Origin of the sequence: Pelagimonas varians (genome assembly GCF_003208435.1) — a bacterium.
GTDB lineage: Bacteria > Pseudomonadota > Alphaproteobacteria > Rhodobacterales > Rhodobacteraceae > Pelagimonas > Pelagimonas varians.
In genome coordinates this window covers 314,512-337,521 of record NZ_QKMF01000004.1, presented here as the reverse complement: position 1 = coordinate 337,521, position 23,010 = coordinate 314,512, and the positions used below count along the sequence as shown (strand labels likewise).

The following is a 23,010-nucleotide window of genomic DNA, read 5'->3' as shown; positions in this document are numbered from 1 at the left end:
CGCTATTGCCATTTGGTATTTGTCTTGGTGCTAAAACCTGCTGTGCTTAGGCGGGCGGCTTGCAAGGTCGCGCGCCCTTGCACTGTTCGGGTATAAACCAGCCTGCCGCGCCCCAAAAATGCTTGCCAATTGCGCCAGTAAAGCGTGGCACGTTCTTTGTTGGAGCCAAACCGATCCGGCACCGAAAAGTATTGAAAATTGGCATGAACAAGGCCTGATTTGACACAAATCACATAGCGCGGACTAAGAACCGAACTGAACAGCTGCTGAAATGTTTCGTGAAAAATGGCCTCGTCCAGCTTACAATCGGTGTTAAGCCCGACCTGCCAGCTTTTGCCATCCCAGGTCACGATAGGTGACAAATCGTGGGTCACCGGCGGCAAGTCACCCAAGTCTGACAGGCTGGCAACAATCATTTTTGCCATGCGCAAGATCACCCGGCGTGTTTGCGACACGGGTGGAGGTCGTCCAAAAGCTGCCCCGAGCCGCGCCCAAATTGACAATGCCGGAACCGGAAGCGCCTGAAGCTTTCGATGCCATGGAAGCGACGTTCTTGTTGCCAGTTTTGCTTCGAAATCGCCACGGCTAACCAAAGCTGTTTGCCACTCTTGCCCAAGCTGGTCATGGGACCTTGCCTGCTGTTCTGCCAGCGTATTTTGTGCGTTGACCGTCCCTTGCAGATCAAAACTCGAATGGATCACGCCCACAGCCCGGTCCAAGCGAACAAAACAGTCAAACCGGCGTTGCAGGCGTTCAATATCCTCGCCCTCGACCTTGCTTTTTGGCACCATAGCCATGTGCCAGATGTGTGATGTCTTTTCAGGCGCGTTTCGGAAAATCCGAAGCGCGCGGCCCCGCAACTGGTTAACGGCTACAAAGCTTTTTAAACGTGTCCCCAAAACCAGTGCATTTAGCGCCGGAGCATCCCAGCCTTGTCCCAAAAACGCCTGGGTTCCAATGATAACCTGCACATCGCCTCTGGTAAAAGCACGGTTCACCCGCGCCACTGCCTCGGAAATTTGTGTCCCAATAACAGAGACATAATCCGGTTCATCGATCATGGGACGGGCATCCAGCCCCTTGCTCAGCCTCTTAGGAAGGATCGCCAGCTGTCCAGTTAGAACCGCCAGATTTGCGTGCCGATCAGTCTGGCGCAAATGTTGGAAGACACCCAATGTATTGAATTCCGGCATGGCCCCCGCCAGCCGCACATTAGATTTGCCAATTCGGTCCAGCAAGATCGCCATGCGCAAATCTTTGCCCCGCGCCACCCGTTCAATTGAATAGATTGTTCGAATGGCCTTCAAAAGCGCTTGATCGTTTCTCAAAAGCCCGAGACGATCAGAAAACGCAGCTGGCGGCAAAGTAAGAGTGTCGTTGCGTAGGGCGCGCGAAGACTTGAGGCGGCGCAACAAATCCTTGGGCAATTCGTCTTGTGGAAAGGCCCGAAACAATATCAAAAGCCAGCGCCAATCCAAGGCTGGCCAATCAGCATCGTTCACCTGCAAAACACGTCTGGCATAGACAGGGATCGCACAATGATTGTGGCGCAGGTAAATCAACATCGCGCTGAAGCGGGCCGGGTTTTCCAAAATAGCATGGGCATGGATTTCGGTGTCAACAATCCAAGGGTCACCTTGCAGCGACGCCAATATATCCCGATCAGATGAAAGGGCGTCAAACAGCATCTGTTCGTTATGCAAACTGTCGTAATAGGCCTGCACATCTGCGGCACCCGCGAGATAAACGAGATCTTGATGCGGACACAAATCGCCGCTCAAAACCAGCTCCGGAACTGAAATTTCTGCATCAACAGGGCCGCATAACGCCATATAATTACGCCATTCTACGGCCTGCGCATCGTAGGGCGGCGTCGCGGTTAGAGACAATGTAACAGGCCGGTTTACGCGGGCAAGGCGCGTGAGGGTTTTCCACCATGCACGGCGCAAATGATGGGCCTCATCCAGACACAAGAGATCAAAGGGCGGCAGTTTTTTGGTACGGCTTGTGTGGACGTTTTGATAGGTGCTGACCCGCACTGGTGCATCCGAGGTCAAATCCGTGCTGATCCAATCCGGCTGCTGGCCGTCCAAAAAATCGTCAACCAACCGTGTGATCCACTGATCACGGACCAACAGGCTCGGGGCAAGGATCAAGGTTCTGTGCCCCAAACGCCGGATAATTTCCAACCCAAGCACAGTTTTTCCCGCCCCCGGTGCCGCGACAAAATGCAGTTTATCATCGGCGAGATGGTGCTCCATCTCACTCAGGAGACGGGCTTGATAACTGCGCCAAGGGTGACGAAACCGTAGTTTTGAAAAATCTGCTGGTAACGTCACCGGGCATACCGGTCTAATTGCGTCTCTACCGTCTTCATTGAAGCATGCAAATCACTGTATTGTTTTGACAAACAGGCGCGCTCTGCAGTTCGTATCAATGTCAGATAGTTCTGAAATTCAGCCAGCGCATTTGGATCTGCGGCTTCCAACGGGTTCAATTCTGCCAGCCTTGCCCATCTATTGGTCAGCTCCGACATCTTGGGAATGAAAAAAACGATGAGCTTTCTCAGCGGTGTGATCTGCGCAGGGTCTGCCGCCACTTTGTTGCGCAGGTCTGACGTTGCGCCAGCCAATTGCCAAAAAACCTGCGACTGAGGCGGACCGCATTTCTCTGCAGCACTTCGAAACGCCTCGGCAGAGATATCCAGCCGTTCAAGAGCCCGAGCCAACCTGCCTTTTTCCGGTTTCGAGAACAGAGTTTTTAGGAAACGAAACACGCTAATATCCCAGTTGTGGCTTGATTGATCCAGCAAAGGGTTCGAGTCCAATGCAGCTAGATCGCATTGTCACCAGTTCGGGGAGGATCGCAACCACACGGGACAAATCGCCATTAAAACTGCGACACTACATGCACCAATAGCTCAAGGGCGCAGTCAGCAAAGGGACGCGAAATTGGGGTCGGTTTTTGGATCCGGGTGTGTCCAGCATTCGCGCGCATGAATGCCCAATATGACCAAAGCGGGCCAAAGCAAGTAGACCTCGATTTCAATATTTTCGCCAAAAGACAATAAAATCAGAACCATACACAGGCCTAGCGGCAAACGCCCTCGCGGTCCGCGCGCCGCATCGATCAAGGCGATTGACGTTTGCCAGATCAAAGGCACGGCAAAGGCCAAAAAGCCGACCACCCCCTTGACGAACAACAAACCAAACCACGTGTGATGGCTGCCTATGGGCATGTATTCCACCAAATGCGGCCCCGGCTGGACGGTGCCATGACCAAACCAGACCGCCTCTTCTTGCCAGCGTTCTTTGGCGATGCTTTGCAAGGTTGCGCGCACACGCGTGCTGTCAGCCCGTGCGCCCTTAAAGGCAGCAACCCCATCGGACAGGGCTTGAACCAGACGCACGCCGATAACGCCCAAGGACGCAGTCAAACCCGCCACGATCATCCATGCCCAACTGCGCAACACCAGAGGCATCATCCGCGGTCCCAATGTACAGGCGACCAAGCCCACAAGCCCCATTCTGGATTTCGAGGCAAAAATCATCAACGTCCCGGCGGCAACACCAGCGGCGCGCCAACGTTTGTCCTTGTCTTCCAACGCAAACAATACCGTGGTGACCCCCAAAAGCGCGGCAAACGGCGACCAAGGCGCAAAGAATTGCCAACGCGGGGTCCAGGATGATGGGTCAAAAGTGAAAAAATAGACCGAAAAATACTCAGGCCCAGGGCCCCCAACCGCTTTTAGCGGTGACGTCCATATCCGTTCCGGCAAGCCAATGTAGGGGGCTATCAGCAAAATGGGTGCAATACACAAGGTCCAAAGACCAAGTTTGCATTGCGCCCGCACCAACAGTTCACGCCGGATTGGCAAAATTGCGCCTGCCAATGGAAACAAAGCAAGCAAGGCCCAGCCTTTGGCCCAGCCGATCGTGGATTTGATGGTTTGCTTTAACCCAAGTCCCCAGTTCAAGTGGCCGGCCCAAAGCGCCACCAGCATCACGAACATTCCCAAAAACCAAACCCAAACCAGTGGTGGCACATCACCGGTTGCACGCAGATCCTCGCGGATGGCAGGACCAAGGTAGAGTGACAGCAAACAGATACCAAACAAGACCCAAGCCAACACCGGCCCAACAATATAGAGCGCACCAAGGCCGTATAATGGCCAGGTCCAGACAATGGCGCGCCACATCATTTTTTCGGCGGGGTTTTCCGGGGCAATCAAAGGGTTTGTCACTTGGTAACCAGAATTTTGTCGATCAAACCACGGCGAACCCAGCCAAGGAACAGCGCAAATATCAGTAAAAAGGTAGCTGCGCCTCCGGCGGCAACTGCCAACATGCGGCGCGGCGAAGACGGGTCTTCGGGCAAAGTCGGATCCTCAAGGGTTTGGACCAAAGGATAGCTGGCATAGACGTCAGTTCGACTTGATTGAGATCGGGCGATTGCGGATGCAAAAACCGCCTCTGCGACATTAAAATCCCGCTGTTTGTCTTCAAGCCGCGCCGCATAGGGTGCCAATTCGTCCAAGCGGGCTGTGTGCTGCTGCAATAATGCGCGCAGATCTTTTAGTTCGGCGTCCAAACCGCTGCGCGCGGTTTCTTGGCGCACCAATTCCGTCAGCAGTGCGCCGCGTCCACCATCAATGGCCCCTTCAAGCGTCAACGGTTGCCCCGTCACGGCAATGGCGCGGGTTTGGGCTTTGCTACGCGCGGCCTGCATCGCCCGAGAGGCTTTGACAACATCTGGATGCTTTGCACCATAGCGGGCCTGTGCTGTCGCCAAATCCCCTGATGCCTGCGCCATGACCTGAAGCAAGGCAACATAGGTTTCGTCGTTGTTCAGGCGCAGGGTCAACGCAGCCGTTTCCGCATCAAGGTTGAGCTTGCTTTCCAGCCCCTTCACCGTAGCAGAGCCGCGTTCGCGGGCTGCGGACAAGGCTTCGATCTTGAGCTGCAGCGCATCTGCTTCTTGGATCTGACGTTGGAACTGTTCAACCGAATGCAGCCCGGTTTTCCGTTGTAATTCCTCAATTTTTTCGCGCGTCGCCCCAACCGTTTGTTGATACTCCCGGATTGCGGTCAAGCTGCTGGTGTGGCGGCTGTCACGCTCATCGTTTCTCAACCGGTCAATTTCTTCCAAAAACGCATCAAGCAAAAAAGCGTTGCGGGCTTGAACCTCAGCCGGGCTTGGTCCATTCATTTTGATGTGAATAAAGGCCGTTTGATCCACCAATTGCACCTGCGGTTTGCCAAACTCTCGAAAGGTCACGCCTGCCCGGCTGGCCGCATCACGCAGCACCCGATCGGCGGACAAAAGACGTTTGTAGGTCTCGGTCGGGCTGACAGAACCGCTGGAAAATGCTGAATTGGCAAAGCTGGAAGCCTGACCAATATCCGCCAGATTAACCGACGATGATGCGCCAGACCCCGGCAAAATCAGCGACATATGGCTAGTGTAAGACAGTGGTGCAGTTTTGAGGTAGCCAGTGATCGGTGCCCAGATTGCAGCCGTTCCAAGGGCAAAGATCCAAACGTAGCGCGGAATGCGAGAGCCATCTTTCAGCCCGCCGCCGCGCAAAATCCGACCCAGAGATACAAACTTGCGGCGCGGTTTCGCAGCGCCTGCAATGGGGTTGAAAGGCGGGGAAAGATCAGCGTGCATAACCATAACAGTACTCCTTGTTCGGTTATGTCTAGGCCAACAGTCATCCAAAATCTTGTGCGGGGACGGCTACGGATTGCGCACCTTTGTGCGCAAACCTACCCGTTCGGATGGGATGTTATCAAAACAGGTTGGCGTCGCGGGCAATAACGGCCGCTTGGGTGCGATTGTTGACTTCCAGCTTTCGATACAGCGTCTTCATATGCAGTTTGATTGTAGGTTCTGTCAGATCCAGATCGCGGGCGATTTCCTTGTTGGATTTTCCAGAGGTCAAACCTTGAAGAACCTCAAGTTCCCGTTTCGTCAAGAGTTGGGCAATGGGATGCGCTTCGGCTTCGTCCGGTGTGGTCATGAAATCAATCGGCGCGTATTGCTCGCCCATTGCCATAAACTTGACCGCATTGACCAATGACTTTGCTGGAAGCGTTTTGGGAATGAAACCTGCCGCCCCAAGACTTAGCGCTTGTTCAGCGATTTGACGGGTTGCCTGACCGGAAATCAAAGCGACCCTTTGACCACCCTTCATTGAAATCGCTTCAGACAGGCTATCAAGGCCGCGCATTCCCGGCATTTTATAGTCCAGTAACACCAGATTATAAGGATCGTCTTCCTGAATTCTGGTGCGGGCTTCTTCAAAAGTTGACGCACTGCCCAACTCGATACCGTCTTCAGCGCCGAGAAACGCGATCAGCGTGTCGCGCAAAAGATCGTGGTCATCTGCAATCAATACTCTTATCACCGGAAGCCCTCATTCGACATATGTCGTTTAAAATGCAGTCGCGCGGGTAGGTTACAACATACAAATGCCAACGCGAAAGGGCAACGGGATATAAGTTTAATCCAATTGGAGATAAACAGGCACGAAAAATCCACGATTTCCCCTTTGCACTGCCAGCGGCCCAAATGCGGAGCAATGAGCCCCATTGCGACCTGTTCTCATCCCGCTGCGAAATTGCGCGCCTCAGGCCGGTTCGGGCACAAATAAGGCAACTTTCACGCCTTGGAGCCTGACACATGTTTCATCAAACGAACCGCCCTGAATTCGCTGCTTCCCCTGTTATCACTGCGATGCCTCCCCTGCCTTCGCAATTGCCAACCCAATCGGTTCTTGGGCTTCCGGTTGTGGATGCAACGACCCAAACGGTTGTTACATCTTTGCTAAAGAACAACCGCAGCACCGCGTTCTTCATCAACGCCCATTGTGCGAATATACGCGTCAAGGATCGCGCTTATGCTGCGGCATTGGCACGTGCAGATGTGGTGTTGCCTGACGGGATCGGTATAAAAATCGCCGCCCGTATGACAGGCAGCGACTTGACGGAAAATCTGAATGGTACCGATCTGACACCTGTTCTATTGCAGCATGCCGCTGACCAAGGTCTGTCGGTCTTTTTGCTTGGCGGGCAACCTGGCACTGCCGCCAAAGCCGGACAAACACTGCAAGACAAAATTCCGCACCTTAATATTGTCGGCACGTTGAACGGCTTTGAAGATGCTCAAGACGAACAGGCCCTCATCGCGCAGATCAATGCGTCAGGGGCAGATATATTGATTGTCGCGATGGGCGTGCCACTGCAAGAACTTTGGATTGACCGCAACCGGAGTTCCTTGAACCCGAGATTGGTCATGGGGGTCGGCGCATTGTTTGATTTCCTTGCAGGCAATGTGACCCGCGCCCCTGCGCAAGTCCGCCAATTGGGGATGGAATGGCTGTGGCGCCTGTCGCAGGAACCGGTGCGTTTGGCCAACCGCTATATTGTCGGAAACGCCACTTTTTTGGTGCGGGCGACAGGGCATGCTCTGCGCACAGCTGGCCCCGACGCTGTGACAAAACGGGTTTTGGACATCACTTTAAGCGCGCTGCTGATCACCCTGACCGCGCCCCTGCTCTTGCTGACAGCTCTGCTCATCCGGTTGGACAGCAAGGGACCGGCGGTTTTTTGTCAAGAACGGGTGGGCCGCAATGGTCGAACGTTCAAAATCTACAAATTCCGATCAATGTTTGCGGATGCCGAAGCGCGCCTTGCTGCTGTCAAGGACATGTCCGATCGGGAAGGTATTTGCTTTAAGTCCCAAAACGATCCACGCATCACCCGCATGGGTCGCTTTCTACGGCGCACGTCGATTGACGAGCTGCCTCAGATTTTGAACGTCTTGTTTGGCGACATGTCGTTGGTCGGGCCGCGCCCTGCCCTTCCCCGCGAAGTGGCTGAATATCCCGCAGCTGCCATGGAACGTCTGGCCGTTCGTCCCGGAATCACAGGGTTGTGGCAAGTGTCAGGCCGCGCAGATATCGGCTTTGACAAAATGATCGATATGGATGTGGCTTATGTACGCTCCAAAAGCGTCGTGCTGGATCTGGTCTTGCTGGGTATGACCTTTCAAGCCGTAACAACAGGCCGCGGTGCTTACTGACCCGACCTACCCGAAAGGATAGGTGTTTAATCCCGACACCCAGATGAAATGTAAACGCGGGCGTGGCATTACTTTCTCAAGCAATGCGAAGGAGTGCCCGTGCCTGTTCTCATGTCAAAAAGTATCAAACTGTGGGCGGCAGGCCTTGTTTGCCTTGCCTTTCCCGTTCATGCAGACCCGCTGCCGATGCCCAGCGGACCGGTTGTTCTCACGATCACCGGAAACCTTGGGGTTACCAATTCCGATGGCTCGGCCATCTTTGATGTCGAAATGCTGCGGAGCCTTGGCGAGACCGACATTGTAACAGACACGAACTGGACCTCTGGCATACATACCTTCACCGGTGCCCGCCTTCTGGATATTCTGGCGCGGGTCGAGGCCGATGGCACCACAGTAAATGCCACAGCAATCAACGACTACAGCGTTGAAATTCCGGTGTCGGACGCTTCTGAAACCAGTCCCATTATCGCCTATGCGCTGGATGGCAAGCCGATGCCGCGCCGCGAAAAGGGTCCCTTATGGGTCATTTACCCATATGCCTCCTCTAGCAAATTCCAAACCGAGGTGATCTATTCTCGTAGTATTTGGCAATTGGACCGGATGAGCATCAAGTAATGACCCAGACCGCAATGACCAAACCGCGAAAATCCCGACTGCGCACCAGCCTAGAGAAAGGCACGATCGCTCTGGCCGGAATTATGTGTGTTTTGGGCATTGCTTTTCTTGTCACCGAATTCATGCGCGAGTTGAAGTTCTTTGGGTCTGCCCAATCCGACAATGTCGCTTGGGTTTTGTCGCAAGCGGAGGTCGAGGTTCTCGAACTTCAAATCGCCATGCAGACCGCGCAATCCTCTGACACGCAAGACCTTGATCAGGTTACTGAGGAATTTGACGTTTTCTACAGCCGGATCGCCCTGCTGAGCAAAGCGGAGCTGTATGCATCACTGCGCGAAAATCCAAGTTTTGCAGAACCGCTGGTCGAAATTCAATCGATGCTGGACGAGATGGTCCCGCTTATTGATGGCCCCCCGCAAGACTTACGCGCGAATCTTGCCCCTCTGTTGACCCAGATCACCAAGGCACGTTCAAGCCTGCGCGACGTCGCCGTAGATGGTTTGCAGACTGTTGTTCAAAAAACCGATCAAAGCCGCAGATCGGTGTCGAAAACACTTATCCGGTTGGCTTTTGCTATTTCCGCGCTGGTTCTGGCACTCATTATTCTGCTTCGAAACACCAACCGCGCGAACATGCAAGTGAGACGCCGGCGAAGCGAATTGGCCAACGCCTATGCCCGTCAAAACACGATTTTGGAAACGTCGTTGGATGCTGTGATCGTCACAAATGTCGACGGCGTTGTTCTGAATTTCAACGCAGCGGCAGAGCGCATCTTCCAATACACAGTGAGCGATATCATTGGCAATAACATCGTCGATTTTATCATTCCCGACCACCTTCGGGAAGCGCATTCCATCGGCATGAAGCGCATGCGCGCCAATGGTGAACAACGCGTGGTGGGCCACGGGCGGGTAAAACTGGAAGGGAAACGCAAAGACGGTCAGGTCTTTCCTGTTGAGATGGCGCTTGAGAAAGCAATCGCTGGCGATGAAGTCATTATCATCTCGTTTTTGCGCGATATCTCGCACCGTGTCGAAGCCGAAAAACAACTGGTCGATGCCAGAGACAAAGCTTTGGCCGGGGAGAAAGCAAAATCGGAATTTCTAGCGATGATGACGCATGAAATTCGCACACCTCTTAACGGTATCTTGGGAAACCTGTTGTTGCTCGAACGTACCAAACTATCCCAAGCACAGGACCGATATGTACGAAACATGGATATTTCTGGCGCGGTTCTGATGCGGCACGTGGATGCGGTCTTGGATGTCGCACGGTTTGAATCCGGAACAGACAACAGCCAACAAGATGTCATTCACCTTGGGCGATTTGTCCAAGATATCATAGATGGCCAAGCCAGCGCAGCGGAAGCACATGGAAACCACATCCAATGGGGCTGGGTTGGCGAACCTGTGGAATGGTTACTCATAGACAGCGGGCGTTTGCAGCAGATTTTGCTTAATCTGGTCAGCAACGCCATTAAGTTCACCCGCAATGGCCGAATCTTGATCGAGGTTGAACAGACCCCGGACGATCCGGATCACGGGTTGGAATTCCGGATAATCGACACCGGCATCGGGATCTCGGAAGAGAACCAGCCGAAGGTCTTTGACGACTTCCAAACAATGGGTCAGGAACTTGGTGGAACCGGTTTGGGCCTTGGCATTGCGCGGCGGTTCGTTGACGCGATGGGCGGAGAGATTAGCGTCGAAAGCACCTTGGAGGAAGGCAGTGTTTTTTGTGTCAAATTGCCGTTGGAGCGCGCGCAAGGACCTGAACTGGAAACACTTCCCGAAGAACAAACCCAAAATGTCAACAATTGCAGCATCTTGCTGGTCGAAGACAATGAAATCAATCTGCAACTTGCCTACGAGCTGTTGATTGGAATGGGCCACAAGGTTCAAGCTGTCCGCAATGGGCAAGAAGCCGTCGATCTGGCCGAGATACAGGTTTTTGATCTGATTTTAATGGATATCCGGATGCCTGTGTTGAACGGCCTGGAGGCGACACAACAAATCCGGTCCGGATCCGGGGCCTGCGCCACGGTGCCAATTGTTGCGCTCTCGGCAAATGTTTTGCCAGAAGCCCGCGAACGGTTTGTGCAATCGGGCATGTCCGGGTTCTTGCCCAAACCTTTGGACCCTACAGATTTGCAGCATGCGATAAACAAGTTTTGCAGCCCAACATCCCAAGCTGAACATTCTAAAAAAGCGGAGCCTGAAATGTCGGCCCTCGAAAAACTATGCCTGCGGTATATTCAAGAAATCAAAGAGTTCTTTGAGTGTGCCGACCAAAATGTCACCGAATTCGAGCAGATTTCCGAAGTGTCCCACAAGCTGGCCGGAAGCGCAGCAGCTTTTGGTCAACCCGCGTTTCGAGATGCCTTGATTGCCGTAGAAATGGCCGCCGACACCGAAGATACCGAGGCTCTTCGAGACACGCTTGCAGCCGCACGCGACGAATGGAAATCAGCACCGGCCCCAAGTCTGGGCTAGCACCTATGGTACAATGGCCGCTGCGATCCCGACAATTCCGACAACGCGCGCAACCTCAGCGAGGTTGGTCACATTGCTATCGTAACAGGCAATCGCATCGCCAGGCAAAAGATACGGGTCGTAATCGTCACGGTCGGGGCGGCGCATTTGATCTTCGATCCGGCGCTCGATCACAGTTGACACACCGGTGATCGGATTGCGCGTGAACAAAACAGCGGATCGATAGGCGCTGCTGGCCCGTGCGCCGCCGACACAATTGGTATCCACAACCGCCTGCATAAAGCGGGTGCCATAGGGCACTGCACGTACCGATTGGCCAATCGCGGACACCGCGTTGCCGGTCGCGGGTTGGGTCAGATTAGACATATACAGCGAGACGCCCGGCGGGCTGATCGGACTGGGGCGCATCAAGTCATCCTGGAAGCACTGCCGCGATGGCACGACAACTTCGTCGCCTGTCAGCAAGGTGACATCTACAGAATGCCGGCCTTCGAAGACACCGCGCATATCTACAATGTGGCGCTTCCCGCCGCGGTGTAATTCAACCCGCGACAGGTCCGCATCCGGCCGCACACCGCCAGCAGAGCGCAGGGCGACAGACAGGTTGCGGGCTTCTGTTGAAGATCCCAAGGCTGCTTGACGCGCCCGGTCAATCTCGTCGCCGGACACTTGCCCGATTTCCATCGCGTGCGGTTCAAAGACAGCACCTGAAACTGATACCTTAATGCTGGCGAAATCGGCAACACGCACGGATATGCGGGGGGCTTCTTCGTATAGGCCCTCTGACACCAAAAGACGCGCAATCTCGGCCTCGATCTGATTTGTGCTGCGGCCTTGGGCGCGCACAGGCGGTAAAAATGGCAGTTTTAGCGTGCCATCCCGTGACACCACATAGTCGCCATTAAACGTCTCGTCATCGCCAATGCGAATGTCCACCAAATCGTTATGCGACAAACGTTCGCCGTTCAAACTCAGCGTTGTCAACAGACCGCCCTTGGCCGAATTTCCGGTCCCTGCCAGATCAGAAACACAGGTTTCGGCATTCATACGCTCCGCGACCAAGAACGCTTGTGCGCCCGTGCGCGCGTCCGGATCGCGATACTGCGCCTGATACCCACCTTTGACACGGATCGGACCAATGTTGTCAGGCGATGGAAGCGGGCCGCAACCGGCAAGCAGTCCCAAACCCAGACAGGTTCCCAGCAGATTTGATTTGGCGAACATCTTGTGATCCCTCACTTAACACGGCCCTGTCTTACCTAATTGCGCTGTACCATGACCATGCAAGCAAGTGGACCCCCGACCTACCCGAACGGGTAGATAGTGCCGCCGATGTGGCATTTTCCTCGCCACCCGCGTCCAAGACAACGCGCCCATCAACCAGCTAAAAGTAACTCAGCTGTTTAGGAGTGCCGTGTTCGTGTCTGTATCTGTTCCCCCCATCTTGTCCAATTTGCTGGCCTTTGGTGCCTCAGAGATCGCGACCAAACTGTCCCGGCTTGTTGTTGTGGTCGCCGTGGCGCGGACCTTGGATTTGACTGAAATCGGCATCGCTGCTGCGGCGCTGGCGACCGGCGACATGCTGAAATCCCTGACAGAAAACGGGATCGGGCAACGGTTGATTGCGGCCACAAACCTCCAGTTGCCCGCGATGTGCAACCGCGCCCATGCATTGTTCTGGATTTGGTGCCTTGGTTTGTTTTTCGTACAAGCGGCTTTGGCGCTGATCCTTTGGTTTGTGACCAAAGATGCGGCGCTGGCGATGTTGGTTCTGGTTTTGGCCGGTGAATACCTGTTCATGCCGGGCGGCCTTGTTCAGGTCGCTTTGGCGCTGCGCAGCGGCAAACTGAAACGGATTGCGGCGATTGCCGGCACACAAGCAGTTTCAGCCAACATGCTGTCTGTGGTTTTGGCGCTGATCTGGCCGTCAGCGTTGGTGCTGGTGCTGCCGCGTCTGTTGACTGCGCCATTTTGGCTGTGGTCGGTACGCCGTCTGCACCCGTGGAAACCCGAGCCTGCCGCAGGTCTGTCGGAAATCAAGCCCTTCTTTGCCTTCGGCGGTCCCGTTTTGGCAACCGAGATTGTCAAAGCCGCGCGTCTTCATGCTGACAAGCTTATCGTTGGGGCCCTTTTGGGTCCACAGGCTCTTGGCATGTATTTCATGGCGTTCAATGCCGGTCTCAGCATCGCCACATCGTTTTCGACTGCTTTCGCAGCCGTGTTGTTCCCGCATCTTTGCTCCAGCCCCGATCGTTCAGCCGCCTTGCGTCAGGCCTTGGGTGTTTCGCTAAGCCTTGTTGCGCCGGTCGTCGTTTTGCAGGCCTTGCTCGCCCCTTGGTATGTGCCGAGGCTGTTAGGTGAAGGTTGGGCCGATCTGGCCGAGCCGGTGTCGATATTGTGCCTTGCCGCCATTCCGACAATGATCTGGACCGCTGCTGCAGGTTGGTTCCGGGCTGAAAACAAAACCGGCCTTGAGCTTCGCGCCACAGCGATCTTGACCACTGCTTTGATGGCCAACACCATCTTGATGTCGCCATTCGGTCTGATTGCCATTGCTTATGGCTACCTCGCCACCTCAACCGCTGTGATGTTGATACTATCTCGCCCTGCCCTTGCAGCGGCTTTTACCCCCGCTTTAGTGAAAGCCTGATCTATGACCTTGATTTCCATCGTAATTCCAGTTTTCAACGCGGACAAAACCCTTGCAGCGACAATTGACGCGCTCAAAGCCCAAAGTCTGACCACATGGGAAGCCATTCTGGTCGATGATGGATCAACCGACGGCAGCTTAGAGATTGCACAACGCATTTCCAAAGAAGATCCACGGTTTCGCTCTGTCAAAAATCCGGGAAAAGGGCCAAGCGCTGCCAGAAATCATGGCGCAATGGACTGTGCCAAAGGTGAGATCATTGCCTTTTGCGATGCTGACGATCTTTGGACCAAAGACAAACTGCGCTCGGTGCAAAACGCCCTCGCGACAGGCAAAGCCGACGCGGTTTTTGGTCGGGTCAGCTTTTTCTCGGAGACCCCAAGCAAAGTGGGCAGCCACTCTTTTGTTCCGGCTTCAGACATCACTGTGCCGATGCTGCTGGGTGAAAATCCGGTGTGCACAACATCAAACCTGTCGGTGCGCGCGGCGACATTCAGCGTAATGAACGGGTTCGACGAAACCATGGTGCACAACGAAGACCTTGAGTTCCTGATCCGTTTGGTCGGAACCAAACACCGTCTGGTTGGCGTCAACGAAGACCACGTTTTGTATCGCCGCAGCCCCGGCGGCCTTTCGGCTGATTTGACCGCGATGAAACACTCGCGCGCTCAGGCGGTTGCGCGCGCTCAAAAGCTGGGTTTTCAAGTCTCCGCCCAACAAGAGGCCATCTTTTTGCGCTACCTCGCGCGCCGCGCGCTGCGCATGGATGCCCGCCCCGGCGTGACCCGATCACTGGTGGTCGATGGGCTGCGGCAGGATCCAAACGCCTTTCTCTTTCCTGCCCGCCGCGGGGTGCCCATCGCAATTGGCGCTGCTTTTCTTCCCGTTCTGCCTGCCCCTCTTCGCCACGCTTTGTTCAGCAAATAAGGATTTTTCCGATGCCCCATGCTTCTATCGTAGTTCCCGCCTTTAATGCTGCCGCGACCCTGTCGGACACGCTGACATCGTTGTCCTCGCAAACCTATCGTGACTTTGAAATTATTGTGGTCGATGACGGATCAACCGACACGACGGCCACCATCGCCCGCCGCCACGCCCACAGTGATCCGAGGATCAAACTGGTTCAACAGATCAATCGCGGCTTGGCCGGTGCGCGCAACACCGGTATCGCCCACAGCCTTGGTGCCGTTGTCGGATTTTGCGACGCCGATGACCTTTGGTTGCCCGAAAAGCTGGCGACACATGTTGCCCATCTAGACGGCGCGCCGGATGTTGGCATCAGCTATTCCGGCTCCAATATGATTGACGTCAAAGGGAAGCCCATCGGTCATGCACAGCGCCCCCGTTTGCGCAATGTCACCTCGGCGCATGTTTTCAAACGCAACCCGATTGGCAATGGCTCTGCTCCGGTGATCCGCCGTGCAGCGTTGCAGGCTTTGGCATGGTGCCCCGCGACTGAAACCCGTCGTGATTGGGTGTTTGACGAAACCTTTCGCCAATCCGAAGACATCGAATGCTGGCTCCGGCTGTGTGTAAGCACGGATTGGATCATCGAAGGAGTGCCGGGTCTGTTGACTGAATACCGCGTTAACGACAATGGGTTGTCCGCCAACACCACTGCGCAATTGGCATCTTGGGAACGAATGGTCGAAAAGCTGCGCCCGTTTGATCCCGTCTTTTTTGACGAACATACCCCCGCTGCCAAAGCCTATCAGCTGCGCTATCTGGCGCGTCGGGCGATCAGCGGCGGTGATGGAGAAACCGCAAACACCTTTCTGACAAGCGCCTTTGGCTCATCGACGGCACCGCTGCGCGAAGAACCTCTACGAACCCTGACAACTTGGGTGGCGGCGAAATTAACATACCGGTTTGGCACTGCACCGCTGCGCATCGTTCGCAACCTGCTGCTTTCAACCAAATCTGCTTAATCCAAAGGTTTTTCAAAATGACATATCTTCCCACCATCACCCACCTGATCGACGACACCACACCTGGCGGTGTAACCCGCGTACTTGAGCATATTCGCACCTGCAAAATCATGGCCAAAACCGCCATCCACAATGTGGTTGCAGTTCCCAAAAACAGTGCGCTGCCAGCGGTTCAAGGCGACATCATAGTGTCGCACCGGACCATAAACTGGCGCATCTTGCCGGGGTTGATTGCTTTTCGTGCCCGCCACAGTATAACCCCGCTGATCCATGTAGAGCACAGCTACACAGCTGGTTTCACCAGTTTGAACGTTGAAAACAAGCCACGTTTTTTCACTTTGCTTCGAACCGCTTACGCCCTGTTTGACAACGTTATTGCCGTCAGCACTGCTCAGGGCCGTTGGATGGAGCAGCGCAATCTGGTCTCCAAAGAAACATTGGCCATCATCCCGTCCGTGGTTGATCTCACCTCCTTCGAACACCTACCGGCACCAACCGGCACGCCGCGTGTTATTGGTGCTATCGGTCGATTGCATGCGCAAAAAGGGTTTGATGTCCTGATAGCAGCGTTCAAGGAAATGCGCGGCTCCGACCTGCGTTTGAAAGTCTTTGGCACCGGCCCCGAGGAAGACGCGCTAAAGGCCGCCGCCAAAAATGACAGCCGTATCCAGTTTTGTGGTCATGCTGAAACACCGGAACTGGCGATGTCGCAGGTTGATCTGGTTGCAATGCCGTCCCGCTGGGAAGCATTCGGATTGGTCGCTCTGGAAGCAAATGCCGCTGGTCGCCCGCTGGTCTGTGCAGACCGCGACGGATTGCGAGACAGTGCAGGATCATCGGCAACCTTTGTGGCTGGCCATGCCACCGCAGCTTGGCGAGACGCTTTGACAGCAGCCGTTTCCCACGAGCCGGTTTTTGCTCACAGACATCCTATTGCCGCCGTCGAAACCTTTGCTCAGTCATGGGAAAATCTAATATCCGGCCACCTTTTCAAAAGCGCGCCATCGGCCCTGACTTTGCAAAACTAAAGACAGGGGGGCCGCGCCAATTTCCAAAAGCTTTGCGCAATGAAATTTCCAAGATGGTCAGGTTAACAGGCGGTTTATTTGCCTTGCACAGCCCCTTTTTCAGCCGCAAACTGTGGCAAAGGCAATTCATACAGGACTGCCTGTGATAGACCGAACAAAATAGGTGACCAATGAACGACAGTAACAATGAACCCGCTTTGGACGGCCGCTTTGCAAAAAAGCTGACTTGGCTCGGAATTGCGCTGATCGTTTTGGGTGCGCTTGCGATTGTGTTTCCGCTGGCGACAACCATTGCTGCCAAAGTCTTTATCGGTTGGCTGTTTCTTTTCGGCGGAGCGTTTCAAATCTGGCAGTCGTTTTCGATCCGCGAATGGGGCGGATTTTTGTGGAACCTGCTGATCGGGGTCATGTATTTTCTGGTTGGGGGCTGGCTTGCATTTGACCCGTTTGCCGGGATCATCGGTTTGACAGTTCTCTTGGCCATGACTTTTATCGCGCACGGCGTTATGGAAGCCGCCATTGCCAACACACTGCGCCCTGAAACTGGTTGGGGATGGATGATGTTTTCAGGTCTCATCGGCGTTTTGGCGGGCATCATGATCATCGCCGGTCTTCCAAGTACCGCAGTCTGGGCCGTTGGCTTGATGGTTGGTATCAACTTGATTTCGTCAGGTTTTGCGTTTTTCGCACTGGGAAGTGCCGCCAAAGGCATTGCCGAGAATAGCTAAAACCACATTTTGGTTTTGATTTCAAAGACAGACAATGGGCACCATGTATCCTGCTGGTGTCCGTTTTCGCCCGATTACATGTGTCTCTCGCGTCCGGTCAACGACACAACCGGTTTTCTCCCTCAGGTATTCACTAAAGTCGCCGGTTTTCAGATGCCGAAGACGCGGTAGGTCTGCTTTAGGCGTTCCCGGTGACACCCCAATATAGGTCGAATTCTGCGATGGGTGTACAAGGTTCAGGTCAAAGGACCGAAACTTCGGCTCTGCGTCTGTGCGTTCGCAAGCGACCAGTGCAATTGCTCCGAAAAAAGCGAGATACTTTCCAATCGTCATGCACGGCCTCCGACATTATGGCCTTTTCAAACCTAATGGCGGCTTTGCGATCAGACAAGAAATAGCGCCGGACATCGTTAACAGCCAGCCGCGCGATTTGGCCATATTGGTAGATCCGGGCGGCACACAAACCGGCACACGGCCCGCCGCGCCGCCCAAACCATCCTTTTACCTAGACGCCCTATTGCCCGTCAAATTCGCAAAGGGGCGTTGGGTACTGGGGTCAAGGGCCAGACGTTTTTGATACGCCTCTTGCGTCAGCCGGATCGCAGTCATGGTCGAAAAACACCGGGCATCAATTCCAAATTTCGCTGCATCTTTGCGGATCATCCCAGCGCGTTTTTCTTCCCACATTTTTTGATGGTCCAACAGATTGTCCAAGGCCTCGTTCATATCAGGGAAAGCCCAATGGGCGACCCGATCTTTCAGTTTCCACGTAACTTCGGGCCCCACCGATACTTTGCGCCCGTTCACGGTTGTCGACAAAACATCCACCGCACCGCCGTAGTAGAAATCGAAATCCGCCAAACTATTTTCGATAAACCGCACCACTTTGTATTCGGACTCTTGCTGCCATTCTCCATCATAGAAATCCGAAGCAGAGCGCGTCAGATCAATGTCGATCCCGTATTTCAGCTCGACCTTCCCCTCATAGGTAAACCCGAATTTGTACCCCTTGGGTTTATGCCCCGCAATTGCAGTGTCATCGTCAGAGCGTTCAAAAGCGATGGCCACTTCAAACCCCACCCCGCCCCATTCGTCTGCATCTGCCATTTCAGGCAGTTTCATAACAAACTCTGAAATGACCGGATCGCCGTTTTCGTCCGCGGTCAGGCCAATTTCGGCAAAATCCAGATCAAGCCGGAGATCTTTTTCGTCGCCAACGGGAATCAAATTTGGCGCGTTGGCCAGAACATGCGTTACGGTTTTGATCAATGCTTGCTGCAAGTTCGGCGGCAGTTCCAGCGCCACGAGCTGTTCCATCATACGGTCGGACACCGCAAAGATTTTGCGCTCGGGAGGAACAGGGTTAACAAAGGTTTGCTGTTGGTCAACGCCGGCGAGCGCCCTTTGATCTGTACAATCGGGAGGCGCGTCTGCGGGCGGTGGGTCTTGCATCACCACCGGATTTCCGGTCAGCCCTTTGCGGTTGGCCCGATCCGCCAGCGCAGTGATGATATTGTCCAAAGGATTGCCGCCATCCAAGTCCTTAATTTTGGCACAGGATTCGAAGGTATCCGTATCAGATGGCAAATCGTGGCGCGAACACCCGTACCCAGAAACAATGCAGGGAGGTCCGGGATGTTGACATGAATAGCGCGCGTCATAGTCACCAATTGTATCAGGATGATAGAATTGACTTGTGCCTGATTGACCGTAACCCGCGGCCCGGCACACACAATCATAAAACGCCTGAGGAACCGTGACACCCAAGGATTGCAGCACCAGTATTTGCCTGTCATGCGGCAATTGCGTCCAGCGGGAAATGGCATGGGTGTCATGGGCATTGCGCGGGGCACGATCACCTGCACTGTCTTGGGCGTTTGCAGGGACAACTGACAAGGTCGCAATCAGACCCGCGTAGATATTGTAAGTGAAAACATTAGTCATTTTCCATCTCCAACCGTTCAATGGCCATCAAATCCGCAAAGGCACCTGCATCAAAATCTGCATCATCAACCAAACGCCAACGGTCCGCTTGCGACATCCCATTCGGGGTGCGCCAAGTCGCTGTGATTTTCCCCAGAGCAATGGCTTCGGCGAGATGCGTTTTGCGCTGCCCGGGCTTGACGACAATGTGGTAACTTTGGCCGCGCCTGCTTTTGTCTGACTGCATGGCGATGGCGGGCGTGTCGCCCAATTCCACTGCTACTTTGCCGTCCGACAGAACCAATCTGACACTGCCATCCCATGTCTCGAACCAGTTTTCAGGCAGCACACGCTGCGCGTGGCTATAGTACATATGCCCCGAATAAAGACGCACCCGCAGCCCGCCAGCATCTGGCCCGATATGGAGCTTTTGTAGATCAACCGCGACGCCCGCAGTGTCATAGGGATCATCCGGATTGCTGGCCAGATAGATCCAACCGGCAAGATTGTCTTTTTTCGGATCAAGCTGAAACGTTGTTACATGTGAGGTGCTTAGCAGTCGTTCATCCAACACCACGACCTTGTCTTTGCTAGCCAATCCGATCCTGTTGGCATTTGGCGGCGTATCGCGCCGCTCCATCAGCAATCCAGTGCCAGTGATCGATGCCAGATCACCAAACAAGGCATCGCCTTGCGACATCGGCACCCAGTTTGTCGTCGTGGCCCCGTCGAACAAGACCTTTTCCGGCAGTGGGTCGACGCCCGCAGCCGGTTTCGGATCTGAACGCTTTTTTCCCGGCTCGTAGGTCAGTGCGATATTGCGCAACACCAACCCGCTAGGTTCACTGCCCACGTCCGATTTCAACGCATAAAGCCAAAGCCGCAACCCTGCCCCATCCATGAGCTGTGTCCATGGAACAGGGTCTGACGGCAGGCCTCCGGCCTCAATCACCACCCCTTGCGACGTGAGCACGATGTCAAATTGATCCGGGATCGATGCCAACCCTTCGGCCAGGACAACAACATCCTTGTTTTCTACTGCGCTGCGGAAGGTGAAACTGCCGTCTGTCTGGCGTCTCCAACTTGCTGTCCAAGCGCTTCTGTCCAACATATTGTGATGCAAGCCAAAGGGTTGCTGTAGTCCGATTTCAAACCCGTTGCTGGCACCGCCATCCATTTCGACCGTGATTCTGGCGCTGGCCGTATCATCAAATTGATCCAGCCATAGCGCCGGTTCCGGTGAATAAAGACCGATGTATTTCGCATATCCAACGTCCTGAGGCCATTGAATGCGCAGCGCTCCATCCGCAAGGCGGGCGTAATTTAAAAACAGATCTTCCGCGTTTTCAATCGGGGCCCAAAGCGGTGCTAGTGCTGTGCCATCAAACAAGGCAATATCGCGCGCGCCGAGTTGATCGGTGTTCGGGCGGCGCTCTATTGCCCGATGGGTCACAGACACCTCGTTTAGCAACAAACTGGCCGCCGAATTTTTCCAAGGTACCTGTGCATAGACCGCCAAAGACCATGGCCCCTTTGGCCAAGATGTCGGATTTTGCCAGCGTGCAAGCATTACATCCGCGTCGTTACGCAACTCAAACACATCATCAGGGCGTAAAATAAACTTCAATCCGGCCGATCCGTTGGGCCACGGAAACCGGGCTTTGGGAATGCCTGCGGCATCTCGGACCGTCATCATCAAATCCCCCGCAGTTTCGTTCTTGCGAATTTGAAACCGAAATGCGTGGCTGTCCCACGGGTTCTGCATGGCATTGGCAGGGTCAACCAATGCAATGGTTAAGCTGTTGCTGGCATCTGCATCAAATCGCACGGAAATTTCGATTGAGGACTCGTTGTCTTTTTCAGGGAAAGCAAACTGTTCTTGGCGGTACACCAACCCCGTTTTGCCCCAATAGGCCCCGTCTGGAATAGCAAACCGCAAACCGTGCTGCTCCAATTTGACATGGGCAGCGTAATCCGCCCCGTCAAAGGCAAAACTGTCCCAGCCCGCCAGATCCTGACCGTCAAAAACCAATGCATCATTGCGGGTTTTCGGTGGTGCGGCGGTGTTGTCCGCCTTGTTTGTTTCGCCGGCCGGATCAATTGCCATGCTTTGCGGTTGGACAGGAAACAAGTCTTCAACGGCCAATGACAACGTCGTTTCGTTTTTCACAAACACATTGGACAACATGTTATCCACTACGGACAAAAAGGAATACGACCAGCCGCCATTCGCAGTCATCATCTTGATGTAAAGAGGGTGGAAATAGTCAGAGGTTGCCCCTTGAGGATCATAAGGAAAACCCACCCCAAACACCGGATAGACCCCGTTTTGACAAAGAGCTACAAAATGCAGCGTCACATTTGCATCTTCCATCACCGCACGGGTTGGATGTGACCAGTTTTCCAAAGGCTCCAACCGGCAGTTGCCGCCGAAACGATCATTCAAAGGGGCCAACCACACCAGCCCTGGATCAGCTGCCCCGCCTTCAACGGCAGCCGTGCTGAACCCCAGCGCGATGTCGTCCAATTGCAGACGTAGTGCATCTGATGCACCTTCGGACCGTATGGTCACAATGACAAAGGAAATGTCATCACCCTGCCCCTGAAAAATCGTTACCCGCCCATTGGGATACGGCATGGCGATCCCGTTGATCGCATAGATTTTTGCGATGGTTTCAATGGCATGAACCCCCATGTCTTCGATGTCTAAATAGAGATCAGCCTCGATGGATTTGACAACAAGCGCGTCACGATACAGCAATCCAAGCGCTTGATCTGTTGCCGTTTGCGCCTGCGCCCCACGGGCTACCAAGGCCAAAACCATGGCGTCGTGATCCGGGGCCACGACGGCTACCTGACTGACACCGGCCCCTTGCGCTGTGTGAATATTCCAACCCTCCGGCTTTGGCAGTGAAAACTGTGCATCACGATCATAAAAGCGATCCACAGCTGATCCTTGGCCGGATTGGGCAACCTGTGCAGGATCGGAGTTTTGCGCGCCTTGGCTAAATTTCAATAGGCTTGGCGGCCGCGCACTCTGACCTTGGATTGACAGCTTTTCTATCAGCTGGTTCATCTTTTCTTCTTGGGCCGCGACGGGCAGATCAATGGGTGAAAACAGTTGAAACAAGATGATTTCACCATCAGCATTTTTATGCTCGGGGAAGGCGATCGACAAAAACCGGTCGATTTCGCTTTCGGTTCTGGTCAAAAGCGCATCATGGCCCGCAAGGGTCATGAAATCGTGAAAAACGATGTCATCATAGCCAAGCAGCGGCTCGTCCGGAAACCACCAGCGGACCCAAAGTGTATAGGTGCCATCCGGACTGGCAAAATTGTATTCCACGTCCCGACGGCGATAAGTGATTTCCCAATCCGCCGGAACCGAAAAGGCCAAGCCCGGCAAGTCATAGTCAAGCCACTGTTCGGCGCTTTTGGCCGTGACGGGCAGCACAAGCACCCATAGTCCAATCAGGAAAACATAGGTGATCTTTAGTCTGCTTGAAACTCCCACGGTCCTACTCCTTATCTTGTTAAAGACAGGCCGGAACTGAGAAAAGC

Annotated in this window: 17 protein-coding genes; 8 read left to right on the top strand and 9 right to left on the bottom strand. The window is 54.3% G+C overall.

Annotation, left to right across the window (positions count from 1 at the left end):
• Positions 1–2: 2 nt before the first annotated feature.
• From C8N36_RS07720 to C8N36_RS07700, 5 genes are all read right to left on the bottom strand, one after another.
• Positions 3–2,339: a DEAD/DEAH box helicase family protein gene (locus C8N36_RS07720; RefSeq protein ID WP_170125833.1), complete on the bottom strand. Its 2,337-nt coding sequence runs from the start codon at positions 2,337–2,339 to the stop codon at positions 3–5.
• Positions 2,336–2,776 (bottom strand): hypothetical protein, encoded by a 441-nt coding sequence (locus C8N36_RS07715; protein WP_097803851.1) that lies wholly within the window; start codon positions 2,774–2,776, stop codon positions 2,336–2,338. The genes C8N36_RS07720 and C8N36_RS07715 overlap by 4 nt, the downstream gene beginning before the upstream one ends.
• Before the next feature lie 156 nt (positions 2,777–2,932).
• Positions 2,933–4,201, bottom strand: coding sequence for a capsular biosynthesis protein (locus C8N36_RS07710; protein ID WP_097804127.1), 1,269 nt, complete (start codon positions 4,199–4,201; stop codon positions 2,933–2,935).
• 38 nt (positions 4,202–4,239) lie between these two features.
• Positions 4,240–5,676: a GumC family protein gene (locus C8N36_RS07705; RefSeq protein ID WP_245910757.1), complete on the bottom strand. Its 1,437-nt coding sequence runs from the start codon at positions 5,674–5,676 to the stop codon at positions 4,240–4,242.
• A gap of 115 nt (positions 5,677–5,791) precedes the next feature.
• Positions 5,792–6,406 carry a response regulator transcription factor gene (locus C8N36_RS07700; protein WP_097804128.1) on the bottom strand — a complete coding sequence of 205 codons (615 nt, stop codon included), beginning with the start codon at positions 6,404–6,406 and terminating at the stop codon, positions 5,792–5,794.
• Between the two features lie 278 nt (positions 6,407–6,684).
• Here C8N36_RS07700 and C8N36_RS07695 point away from each other — a divergent pair, with 278 nt between their 5' ends.
• The 3 genes from C8N36_RS07695 (at position 6,685) to C8N36_RS07685 (ending at position 11,192) form a co-directional block, all read left to right on the top strand.
• Positions 6,685–8,085, top strand: coding sequence for a WecB/TagA/CpsF family glycosyltransferase (locus C8N36_RS07695; protein WP_245910756.1), 1,401 nt, complete (start codon positions 6,685–6,687; stop codon positions 8,083–8,085).
• A gap of 99 nt (positions 8,086–8,184) precedes the next feature.
• Entirely contained in the window at positions 8,185–8,700 is a 516-nt protein-coding gene (locus tag C8N36_RS07690; RefSeq protein WP_245910755.1) for a putative pterin-binding protein, read from the top strand.
• Positions 8,700–11,192: a PAS domain-containing hybrid sensor histidine kinase/response regulator gene (locus C8N36_RS07685; protein WP_245910754.1), complete on the top strand. Its 2,493-nt coding sequence runs from the start codon at positions 8,700–8,702 to the stop codon at positions 11,190–11,192. Before C8N36_RS07690 ends, C8N36_RS07685 begins: the two co-directional genes overlap by 1 nt.
• Positions 11,193–11,195: 3 nt before the next feature.
• Here C8N36_RS07685 and C8N36_RS07680 read toward each other — a convergent pair whose 3' ends face one another.
• A complete protein-coding gene (locus tag C8N36_RS07680) occupies positions 11,196–12,416 on the bottom strand; it encodes a polysaccharide biosynthesis/export family protein (RefSeq protein WP_097803854.1) in 1,221 nt (406 codons plus the stop codon).
• Between the two features lie 196 nt (positions 12,417–12,612).
• Between C8N36_RS07680 and C8N36_RS07675 the strand changes: the two genes are divergently transcribed.
• From C8N36_RS07675 to C8N36_RS07655, 5 genes are all read left to right on the top strand, one after another.
• A complete protein-coding gene (locus C8N36_RS07675; RefSeq protein ID WP_245910753.1) occupies positions 12,613–13,842 on the top strand; it encodes an oligosaccharide flippase family protein in 1,230 nt (409 codons plus the stop codon).
• Positions 13,843–13,845: 3 nt separating this feature from the next.
• On the top strand, positions 13,846–14,769 hold the full coding sequence (locus C8N36_RS07670) for a glycosyltransferase family 2 protein (RefSeq protein ID WP_097803855.1): 924 nt from the start codon (positions 13,846–13,848) through the stop codon (positions 14,767–14,769).
• A gap of 11 nt (positions 14,770–14,780) precedes the next feature.
• A complete protein-coding gene (locus tag C8N36_RS07665; RefSeq protein ID WP_097803856.1) occupies positions 14,781–15,770 on the top strand; it encodes a glycosyltransferase family 2 protein in 990 nt (329 codons plus the stop codon).
• Positions 15,771–15,787: 17 nt separating this feature from the next.
• Positions 15,788–16,798 carry a glycosyltransferase family 4 protein gene (locus C8N36_RS07660; RefSeq protein WP_097803857.1) on the top strand — a complete coding sequence of 337 codons (1,011 nt, stop codon included), beginning with the start codon at positions 15,788–15,790 and terminating at the stop codon, positions 16,796–16,798.
• Positions 16,799–16,968: 170 nt separating this feature from the next.
• Complete coding sequence (locus tag C8N36_RS07655) at positions 16,969–17,526, top strand: HdeD family acid-resistance protein (RefSeq protein ID WP_097803858.1); 558 nt, start codon at positions 16,969–16,971, stop codon at positions 17,524–17,526.
• A 21-nt stretch (positions 17,527–17,547) separates the two neighbouring features.
• Here the strand turns inward: C8N36_RS07655 and C8N36_RS23965 are convergent, their stop codons facing one another.
• The 3 genes from C8N36_RS23965 to C8N36_RS07645 all read right to left on the bottom strand — a co-directional run bounded on the left by C8N36_RS23965 (position 17,548) and on the right by C8N36_RS07645 (position 22,963).
• Positions 17,548–17,859 carry a hypothetical protein gene (locus C8N36_RS23965; RefSeq protein WP_141467986.1) on the bottom strand — a complete coding sequence of 104 codons (312 nt, stop codon included), beginning with the start codon at positions 17,857–17,859 and terminating at the stop codon, positions 17,548–17,550.
• Positions 17,860–18,027: 168 nt separating this feature from the next.
• Complete coding sequence (locus C8N36_RS07650; RefSeq protein WP_097803859.1) at positions 18,028–19,470, bottom strand: hypothetical protein; 1,443 nt, start codon at positions 19,468–19,470, stop codon at positions 18,028–18,030.
• A complete protein-coding gene (locus tag C8N36_RS07645) occupies positions 19,463–22,963 on the bottom strand; it encodes a hypothetical protein (RefSeq protein WP_141467988.1) in 3,501 nt (1,166 codons plus the stop codon). Before C8N36_RS07645 ends, C8N36_RS07650 begins: the two co-directional genes overlap by 8 nt.
• Positions 22,964–23,010: the final 47 nt, after the last annotated feature.

Coding starts and splice junctions, on each gene's coding strand:
- C8N36_RS07650 (WP_097803859.1), bottom strand. CDS start 19,470: ATGACTAATGTTTTCACTTACAATATCTACGCGGGTCTGATTGCGACC.
- C8N36_RS07660 (WP_097803857.1), top strand. CDS start 15,788: ATGACATATCTTCCCACCATCACCCACCTGATCGACGACACCACACCT.
- C8N36_RS23965 (WP_141467986.1), bottom strand. CDS start 17,859: ATGACGATTGGAAAGTATCTCGCTTTTTTCGGAGCAATTGCACTGGTC.
- C8N36_RS07665 (WP_097803856.1), top strand. CDS start 14,781: ATGCCCCATGCTTCTATCGTAGTTCCCGCCTTTAATGCTGCCGCGACC.
- C8N36_RS07670 (WP_097803855.1), top strand. CDS start 13,846: ATGACCTTGATTTCCATCGTAATTCCAGTTTTCAACGCGGACAAAACC.
- C8N36_RS07685 (WP_245910754.1), top strand. CDS start 8,700: ATGACCCAGACCGCAATGACCAAACCGCGAAAATCCCGACTGCGCACC.
- C8N36_RS07695 (WP_245910756.1), top strand. CDS start 6,685: ATGTTTCATCAAACGAACCGCCCTGAATTCGCTGCTTCCCCTGTTATC.
- C8N36_RS07655 (WP_097803858.1), top strand. CDS start 16,969: ATGAACGACAGTAACAATGAACCCGCTTTGGACGGCCGCTTTGCAAAA.
- C8N36_RS07680 (WP_097803854.1), bottom strand. CDS start 12,416: ATGTTCGCCAAATCAAATCTGCTGGGAACCTGTCTGGGTTTGGGACTG.
- C8N36_RS07705 (WP_245910757.1), bottom strand. CDS start 5,676: ATGGTTATGCACGCTGATCTTTCCCCGCCTTTCAACCCCATTGCAGGC.
- C8N36_RS07710 (WP_097804127.1), bottom strand. CDS start 4,201: ATGATGTGGCGCGCCATTGTCTGGACCTGGCCATTATACGGCCTTGGT.